Raw genomic sequence first — 9166 nt, 5'->3', positions numbered from 1 at the left:
GGAGGTCACCCATACGATGCCGTCTGCCGGGCGGCGGCGCATTTTGTACAATACCCTGAACCAGGCGATGTCACTACGGACATTCAGATCGCCTCCCCACAGTAATACTGTACCTTTATCTTCTTGCCACCGCTGTACCACCAGGCCCGGAGTAAGACGTTCCACATCAGCGGTTTTACCCGTTACTATAAGAATTCGGACTTTTTTCCACCACAGGTAACCGTAACCACGCTTTAGATAATCAGTTAACTCTTTAAAATAATTCAGCTCACCTCCATTATCGCCACTATCTTCCCGATGCCGTATTGAGAATAAGGCAGGGAAATTATTTTGGGAGCTTGATAAGGTTAAAGCAGCAGATCGCCCATTGTTACTATGAAAATACTTTTTTAATATTGGATAAAGAAAAGCAAAACGACTTAATTGAAGCGCACACAATATAAAAAATATCGCAGCCATCCAAAGTGCAATTTTACTTGTCAGGGTGACCAGATTAAGACGATCGCTCCAGAAATAAATAGCGACTGCGGTTAACGCTCCCACTACACATACAAAAATCAGGACTCCAATCCACCATAATATTTTATGTTTATGCATGATTCTGCCTATGTATTTTTACCCGGGACAATGATATTCCGAAAACATCCTGTGAAACTATAAGATTAACGGAATCTTCATCATGCGCTGATAGTAGTGATAAAGTGACTGCCTGCAATATATCATACACCCCTTGCCTGCCAAGTATAAAATGCGAGAAGTTATGCCTGAACTTAACCCCATTATTGTGCTCGGCACATATTCTGGTTATTTCACCTAAGGTGTCCTGATCGTTAAATTTGCTGAACCAAACATTATCAATATTACCTGATTTTGATTGATAGATCATAACCCTGGCAAGGTCTTCATTTAACGTTTCAGTGTTCGTATACACAGCACGATAAATTTTCGCTTTTTCTTCTATTTGATAATTTTTAGCTACGGCAGAAGGTGCGCAAAGCCATACACTTATTCCATCACTCGCTTGTTCCTTATCATTTTCTGCGAGTGAAACAAGTGGTTCACAGATGACAACCAGGCGAAAACGCTCATCATTTTGTGTTAACCATTGATCTATCTGTGTTACATAATCGTTTACCATCCATACAGGTTTTTTTAGTGTTTCCTCGTTTAAACCTAACCGCCTCCAGGCAAGTTTAAAATAACTCCATGTGGATTGATCGCCGCTACTTCTCATCGGAAAGACAATTTCGAGCGCGTTGTTATTAGCCAACTGGATTAACAAATAGCGCAAAGGGGAAATAACCTCATAAAATAATGAAGCATAGTCAACATCGGCAGGAAATTTTAGCGTTTTTTGCCCAATAACATTAATTTCACTCCTGCTCTTTAAATTAGATATCTGTGCCTCATCGGGGAATATATAATTATAAGCCACAATACTTACATACTCCAAAGCCCAGTTGGAGTAAAAATATTCCAGGTTAGCATTACTAACCTTTATCATTTCATTCTTCTCAAGCCTCAGACCATATTGAAAAAGAAACCAGCCTGTAGACAGCGTGAAAAATATTACACTTGCCACACTGGCCACTAACAGATAGAAGAAAATTCTCTCATCGCGGGAAATGTGATATATAGCCATACCTAATATGATAATAAGCGCCATTACTAAACTAAAGGCAATAGCAAGACGGCCAAACTTTGGTGGCGTTACCATCTCTACAATCTGTTTTTCAGGAATGTTCCAGGTCATAAAATAATCCTATATTTATACCCGTCATACTTCAGGTTGCATGTGCATTGGCTTTATTCGGCCCCGGAGCTGTTCAAAACGCGCTGCGCTTTGTCCTGCGACTCGAATTATTTAGGGTATATACTATAAAAACTGTGTATATCGTAGTAACCACGCTTATATAAGAAAAATATGCTATAAGCCATCATCATCCGAGCGCTGGAAAGGCTCAACTGGCAGAATAGCTCCGGGTGAGTGATATCTCTGTTATCTGAATCTGTTTCCCTAATAATAATAGAAACCAAACGCCATCCCGCTACACTTAAACGGCGTGTAGTCCTTAAACGGATTTTCCGGCTTTCCGGTACGCTTCCATTGCCGCTTGCGTCGCCGGTTTAACTTACTCAGATTAATATCGCTCACATTCTCCCATCCAAGCACGGTAAATATCTCTTCCGACAGTTCTTCCCGGGGAAACGGGTAGCGACGCCAGATTGTCCAGGTGGCGGGCATGATATAAATGATCGTAAATATAAAAAGAAGATATAACATGCCTTTATAATAATTGAGGCTTTTTAAAATAGATATACCATCCATCCCTGCCCAGACGAGGGTTATAAGCGTTAAAATAGACGCTATCATTCCCAGCGGATAGCATGTGGCTGATTTTCGTCCCTGGCGGACTCCCCGATAACAAAACGGCGTCATAATAATTGACCGCTCCTGCGGCTTATTGATGGCATAAACCAGATATGCTTCACCCACCGGTGCCACAATTAATTCCACCTCTTCCCCATCCCGACAGTACGGCCGGCCCAGCCAGCCCGAAAATCGTCTGCCGTTGATCACCCCCGTCACGTGCCAGGCCACATTGGGTATTCGCCCCTCCTCCAGCAGCATCCCCTGCGCCGTCGCGCCTGAGCCTGTCGCCCCCATCACCAGCGCCGCGGACTCCTCCCGCTCCCGCTGCCGTTTCAGATATTCATGCGTGTGCGGGTAAGCTTCGGTATCAAAATAATGCATTACCCGCCTTTTGGTTAAACGCTCCAGTCTGCCTTTCACCTTTATCAGCGGCGCCGGAGGCGGCAGCACCGGGTCCGGCGGCGCTTTCGCCAGCTCCTCCTCCAGCTTTTGCGCCTGCCTCCGCAGGGCCGGCAGCTGGTCACGCCGGCCGCGGGTGGACTCTATACGGCGGATTTCCCGCTGCAGACGATGCAGTTCCGTTCCGGTTTTAAGATAGTTCTGCACCGGATATTCCGCATTTAACTCTTCATGTGTCAGCCGGGGGATATCTGAAAAACGAAGCCCGCTCTCTGTCATACTCTCCTCCTTTATTCCCGTCCGTCACTCTCCGCACCGGGAAACGCCAACTCTCTGTAGTCGTCTCATATTCGCTTCTCCGGTTACCTTTCCGCATCCGGCCCACTTATTTTACGCAGCGCGTCGATGAGCGATTCCCGGCTTCTGGCAATTTCGGCATCCGCCTTTTCCGGGGCGATCCCGTCGGTGTTCCGGGTATTCCCTTAACTGGCCCGGTTTGCTTAATAATAAAAAAAACCAAACGCCATCCCGCTACACTTAAACGGCGTGTAGTCCTTAAACGGATTTTCCGGCTTTCCGGTACGCTTCCATTGCCGCTTGCGTCGCCGGTTTAACTTACTCAGATTAATATCGCTCACATTCTCCCATCCCAGCACGGTAAATATCTCTTCCGACAGCTCTTCCCGGGGAAACGGATAGCGACGCCAGATTGTCCAGATAGCCGGTAATAAATATATAACGCTGGAAAAACTAATAAATACCAGAAGCATTCTGTAAAAATCATAAGTAAAAATTGCGCCCCACCCATCAGAAATTACAGATGTAATTATCAGCACAAGCATAATGAAAAAAAAGACGCCCAGGGGGGAGAATGTAGCTGACTTCCTTCCCTGGCGGACTCCCCGATAACAAAACGGTGGCATAATTAAAGAGCGTTCCCAGGGTTTATGTACCGCATAAACCAGATACTCTCCACCCACCGGCGCCACAATTAATTCCACCTCTTCCCCCTCCTGGCAAAAAGGTGAACCCAGCCAGCCCGAAAATCGCCTGCCGTTAATCACCCCCGTCACGTGCCAGGCGTGATTTGGAATTCGCCCCTCCTGCAGCAGCATCCCCTGCGCCGCCGCGCCTGAGCCTGTCGCCCCCATCACCAGCGCCGCGGACTCCTCCCGCTCCCGCTGCCGTTTCAGATATTCATGCGTGTGCGGGTAAGCTTCGGTATCAAAATAATGCATCACACATCTTTGCTTAAATTTTTCCAGAACGCCTTTCACCTTTATCAGCGGCACCGGAGGCGGCAGCACCGGGTCCGGCGGCGCTTTCGCCAGCGCCTCCTCCAGCTTTTGCGCCTGCCGCCGCAGGGCCGGCAGCTGGTCACGCCGGCCACGGGTAGACTCTATACGGCGGATTTCCCGCTGCAGACGATGCAGTTCCGTTCCGGTTTTAAGATAATTCTGTATAGGATATATTTTTTCCAGCTCTTTATATGTACACCGGGGAATATCTGAAAAACGAAGCCCACTCTCTGCCATACTCTCCTCCTTTACGCCCATCCGTCACTCTCCGCACCGGGAAACGCCAGCTCTCTGTAGTCGTCTCATATCGCTTTCTCCGGTTACCTTTTTGCGTCCGGCCCGCTTATTTTACGCAGCGCGTCGATGAGCGATTCCCGGCTTCTGGCTATTTCGGCATCCGCCTTTTCCGGGGCGATCCCGTCTGTATTCAGGGTGTTCCCTGTGCCGAAAATCCCCTGCTTCAGCCACTGCTGCAGCTCATCGCGGATAACATATTCCGTCACTATATATTCCACCAGCATAATCAGCACTGCGGCCTGCCATGAGGCCAGTAGCCCGATCCACTCCACCCCCAGCGCGGTAAATCCGGGTTTTGCCAGTTTTCCCAGCCATATTTCACCTGGCCTACCAAATGTTTGCCAACCAAATCGGGCAATCAGTGCCTCCATCAGCTTACCATTTGCTTTGATTAGAACCGCAGCATCATTAAATAATTTAAGTAGGTATAAGCCGTAATAGATATTGCGTTTTTCGCCCTGAATCTCTTTACCAAATGATTTCACATCCAGCCCCAACGAAATCGCCGACGCCGCCATCGCAAAGCCAGCACCCGACATTTTCAGATACAGGAGGCCATTCTTACCCTCCCAGGCTTTCTTCATTGCCGGCATGGTGATATCGACGACTCCCCCTGCCGTTGCAAGCGCGGCGCTGGTGATTTTGGCAATACTGACCGCATCGCCTTTAGAGTGCTCAAGCTGGTTATACACTTCTACTATATTCATAAAGGTCACCAGGATCTTAATACTGGTCGCCCGAAATGCTGTGGCACCTTTCGGGGTCCTGCCATATTCAGCAAAGGCCTCATTCAGTTTGGCAAATCGGCTGTGGGCCAGTTTTAGATTAGATCGGGTAATGGCCTTATCCGGATTATAAAAAAACTGCCCGGCCACATAGGTGTGTCGCTCCCAGGCCCAGCCGAAATAGTGACTGGCAAAGGATTTAATTTGCGCCACGCTCTTACCCGCCGACAGGGAGAATAGCGTATGAACGATGACGTTATGCATACTGTCCAGTATACGGCCGATTCCATTGGGGGAAAAAATTCGCGCGCCAACGCTGGCCATATACTGATCCATCCTGTACAGAACCCGTTGCGACAGAACCGCATCAGGAGACAAGGGGGAATTCATTGCGCTTGTGGCTTTTTCAAAGCCTTTTAAAAGCTTATTAAGCTTCGCGGCATTAGCGACAAAAAAGTTGTTTACCTGATCAGTTGATACTGTTTCGCTGGCGGGCTGTCGGAGGTCGTTAAGCAGCGGCTCCGCCTCCGCCATCATCTGCGGATTATTATAAAACAGCGTGCGCCAGACCAGGTTCTGTTCACTGGTCGTACTGTACTCTGCGATCCAGCGATCCAGTAACGCCTGGCCCGCGACATTAATATTGATCATTGATAGCGCGAAAGCCACTATCTCACGGTAGTTAAGATTATCCTGCGGATCATCTGAACAAAAATCCTGCGCCGCCGCCACGAAGTGCGGGTTTTGCAACCACCTGACGCGATAATCAATTAACCACTCCAGAAGATTACCTACCCGCGTCGCTAATATTTCCACGCTTTCGGTAAATGAATCCATCCGATGCTGATCAAGCATTCCGGTATATTTTGCCATAACATCACCAGCAATTTCATCCTCCAGAGTCTTTTGTCGCCGCCGGATATAACGCGCCTCATACTCTTCCCGACTGACAATATCCCTGGGGTCCGTGCCGTTATTTTTTGCCTCTTCAAGATATCGCTGGTATGCGATATCCATAGCCTGTTGATCTATCGTGAGCGTCTCCAGCCGTTCTGAATAGCCCGGATATCTGCTGTTGGTGATAAGCTGCTTTACGCCATTTATCAGATTAAGCGTCGAAAATTCCACCGCCCGCTCTTCAGCGAATTTTTGTTGTAACGCCAGAATACCGTTAGCCCAGCCGGTCAACTCATGGGTGATACCGGTTGCGTCATGCAAAGCCATAATTAATGGCATAACGGGTGTGCCATCCGGCTTTACGCCACGCTGCCTCATCTGCTGTAGCGTATTGTCAGCCTTCCGGTTCGTTCGCCAGGGATATAGCGTCCACTGAGGCTGTATTGCACACCTCTCCTTATGCGAATCCCCCATGAGAGAATCTAACCAACGCTGCCACTGGGGCAAGGTCTCTTCACTTAAATGATAACAATTTCGCTCAGTGTAGCTGACGGGAGCAACCGGTCCCTCACAGGGGAGCATCATGGCCGGGCTGAGCATATCCCCCTGACCCGGAACGTAATCAAGTACGGAAGAGAGGCTCTCTTCCGTTGCCTCTCCTGCGCCTGCCATCTGGCCTGACATCCTCCACTGCGACGCCCTCAGACGCTGCATTCGACGCTGGCGGACTTCCTCGTTCTCGCCATAGCGGTCAAGCGTGGCTTTCGTCCATTTACACTGTGTAAAGGCGATCCATATATCGTTTTCCAGCACCTGCGCAGGCAGGGTAATAAAGTCTTTTCCTCCCTGACCATAGGTTCCCTGCAGGCAGTCTGGCTTTGATTTAGGCAGCGCATTTTCGGCAGAAAGTTGTTTCCACAGGCTACCGTCATCGCACACCGACCAGGCCTCCCAGGAGGATGACCAGGAGTAATAGATATAGATAAACCCCCGGCGCAAGGCGCGCAGCGCATAGTGATACCCCTGTCGCTGCGGATAATCTTCGGCCAGAGGCGCAGCCCACGCGGGTAAATTCTCTGAAATACTGTCTGGTACAACAGCATAGCGCACCGGCATTAATGCCGGTCCCTGCGCCTTACAATCACATTGATGGTCAGACATCACACATCTCCTGTTAATGATTGAGGGAAGTCGTAAACCGTTTTCCTGCACTCATCTTTAATTCGGCACCACTGCTGTTCCGTCAGGTCTGCCACTATTTCCCGGTAACTATTCTTACGTTCTACGCGGCTTATTTGCAGGATTCGTACAATGATCGCATGTTCATCAAAATTGGGGGATATCATCAGCGCATGTGTTCCGTAGAGAATCAAATCGTCTGGATTACGGAATGGAAATTGCCAGGCGCGCCTGAGCGCGGGAAGTACAGACTGGAACACCTGTAATTCAGACAGACGCATCTCATTAAGATGTAAATTTCGATACTCACAAAGAATACGATTCACAATACCGATAAAATGAATATCCAGCCAGTTTTGCGGGCTTAGCGACAGCGACCAGGAGAGTCTGATCTGTTGGCTACTTATGCCGGTTCTCTGAACCCACTGCCCGTCACCATCGACAGAATACCAGGCCGTTACCGGCCCCAATAAGCGCTGCCTCTGCCAGTCATCTAATATCGCCCACAATGGCAGCGAAACCGCTGGATCATAAAATCTTAATAAAATATCTTTCCCTTCCCGTTCCTGCATCGCGCTTTTGCCCAAATGCACCGCTACATTTTCTGGCGTGGTCGAATAAGAGAGCCAGCCGCATATTAATCGCCCCTGACCTTGCTTAATTTTTTCAGGGTGTATTTCATCAAATGCCGACTCGACGCTCATTTCCAGAAGCTGCCGATCTTCCATTACCGACAAATTAAGAGGAACTAATTTGGGTTGAAACGCTGCAGAAAGATATTGAGGTACAACCGGCACGCAAATACTTTCCCGTGCGCTGATCTGACGACATAATAAGCTTTCTTTATCGCGGAGTCTTAATATCGCAGTGTCTATCATCAACAGGCAGGTCAAATCCTTTGATAAAAATCGTTCACCTAATCGGGAGCTAATGGTTTCTGTTTGTTCCTGTAGATTTTGTCCGGCATAGCTGTAGCTGACCATCATTTCTGTCATAGGTTATCCCTTAACTGAATGTCACTGAAGGACTTTGTGTGCCACCAGCAACGTCCATGGCTGTAGCACATGGTTCGGGGAGTTCTATGCTGGAGTTTAATGAAGCGGGTTGCATTTTCTGTAGGTTCATGCTTTTGATCCGTACATTACCCGGCGCACCTATTTCAACATCCCCATTTTTTAATCTGATATAGGCACCACCACAATTGAGAAGCAGTTCCGTGCTGGCAGATACCACAACCTGATTTTCTTTACTGGCAATGCTCAGCGTATCCTTTGCAAAAAGATCCATCGCATCATTCTGCGCCTGCAGCTCTATTTTTCCTTTTGCCGCAAAAATTTTCACTCCCATCCACTGAGCAAATAAACTGATGGTTTCTTTGACGCTTAAGCGGAATTTTTTTGCAATACTAATATCAGCATCAGAACCTGAGGTAAAAATTAAGTTTTCCCCTGAAGATAACTGAATACTGGCAGGTGTGACCTGAGCAATACCGGATGGCGCTGATAATAACAGGGCTTGCTGTTTTAATTCAGTTAACGTTTCGGTCAGTAATTCTTTTTGTCTTTCGATATCGGCCAGCTCCGCCTTTGCCTTTTCCGCCGCTGACCGTATTCCCTCAGCATCCTGAAGGGCTGCTTTCAGCCCCTCCACGGCTGCCTGCATATCCAGCATCATTCCACCGGCTTTTTCCTGCCGATCGGCGCTGATAAATACNTCAGCTTGATATGCTCCTCGCCCCGCTTATCCTCCATCCGCAGCTTGTTGTTCGCCGGCGTGCGGATCACGTTGCGCGTGCTGTTCTTCTCCGTTACGTGGTCAACGTGCCGCGAGTCGTGCAGCGCGTGGGCGATATAGGGCCGGTCCGGGTCCCCCTCATGGAACGCTATCGCCACCTCCGTGCCCTGGATCAGCGGAAAGTGAAAGCCGTACAGGTCCCCGCCGTAGGGCTTCGCCAGACGCACCGGCATACTCTCCTGCCCCCGGCGCTTCTCATCCCG

The 9166-nt window shown here is 48.8% G+C and carries 5 protein-coding genes and 2 pseudogenes; all 7 read right to left on the bottom strand.

The genetic code is table 11. From position 1 onward, the window contains the following. A pseudogene (locus tag GJV78_RS21735) lies at positions 1-597 on the bottom strand (hypothetical protein); the annotation flags it as partial. Continuing rightward, the gene (locus tag GJV78_RS21730) at positions 590-1753 is read right to left on the bottom strand and encodes a hypothetical protein (protein WP_155110191.1); all 1164 of its coding nucleotides are present in this window, start codon (positions 1751-1753) and stop codon (positions 590-592) included. The gene GJV78_RS21730 and the pseudogene GJV78_RS21735, both read right to left, overlap by 8 nt. A gap of 264 nt (positions 1754-2017) precedes the next feature. After that, complete coding sequence (locus GJV78_RS21725; protein WP_155110190.1) at positions 2018-3052, bottom strand: putative type VI secretion system effector; 1035 nt, start codon at positions 3050-3052, stop codon at positions 2018-2020. 221 nt (positions 3053-3273) lie between these two features. Continuing rightward, positions 3274-4308 carry a putative type VI secretion system effector gene (locus tag GJV78_RS21720; RefSeq protein WP_330998840.1) on the bottom strand — a complete coding sequence of 345 codons (1035 nt, stop codon included), beginning with the start codon at positions 4306-4308 and terminating at the stop codon, positions 3274-3276. 83 nt (positions 4309-4391) lie between these two features. Then, the gene (locus GJV78_RS21715; RefSeq protein ID WP_155110188.1) at positions 4392-7202 is read right to left on the bottom strand and encodes a T6SS effector BTH_I2691 family protein; all 2811 of its coding nucleotides are present in this window, start codon (positions 7200-7202) and stop codon (positions 4392-4394) included. Continuing rightward, complete coding sequence (locus tag GJV78_RS21710) at positions 7151-8164, bottom strand: DUF4123 domain-containing protein (RefSeq protein WP_155110187.1); 1014 nt, start codon at positions 8162-8164, stop codon at positions 7151-7153. The genes GJV78_RS21715 and GJV78_RS21710 overlap by 52 nt, the downstream gene beginning before the upstream one ends. Before the next feature lie 10 nt (positions 8165-8174). Continuing rightward, positions 8175-9166, bottom strand: a pseudogene (locus GJV78_RS21705) (DUF2345 domain-containing protein); the annotation flags it as partial.

The sequence above is a fragment of the Intestinirhabdus alba genome (genome assembly GCF_009711095.1).
GTDB lineage: Bacteria > Pseudomonadota > Gammaproteobacteria > Enterobacterales > Enterobacteriaceae > Intestinirhabdus > Intestinirhabdus alba.
This window is presented reverse-complemented; position numbering and strand designations above follow the sequence as displayed.

Bases quoted from the DNA above. Each gene is read 5' to 3' on its own strand.
- GJV78_RS21730 (WP_155110191.1), bottom strand. From the start codon at position 1,753: ATGACCTGGAACATTCCTGAAAAACAGATTGTAGAGATGGTAACGCCA.
- GJV78_RS21725 (WP_155110190.1), bottom strand. From the start codon at position 3,052: ATGACAGAGAGCGGGCTTCGTTTTTCAGATATCCCCCGGCTGACACAT.
- GJV78_RS21720 (WP_330998840.1), bottom strand. From the start codon at position 4,308: ATGGCAGAGAGTGGGCTTCGTTTTTCAGATATTCCCCGGTGTACATAT.
- GJV78_RS21710 (WP_155110187.1), bottom strand. From the start codon at position 8,164: ATGACAGAAATGATGGTCAGCTACAGCTATGCCGGACAAAATCTACAG.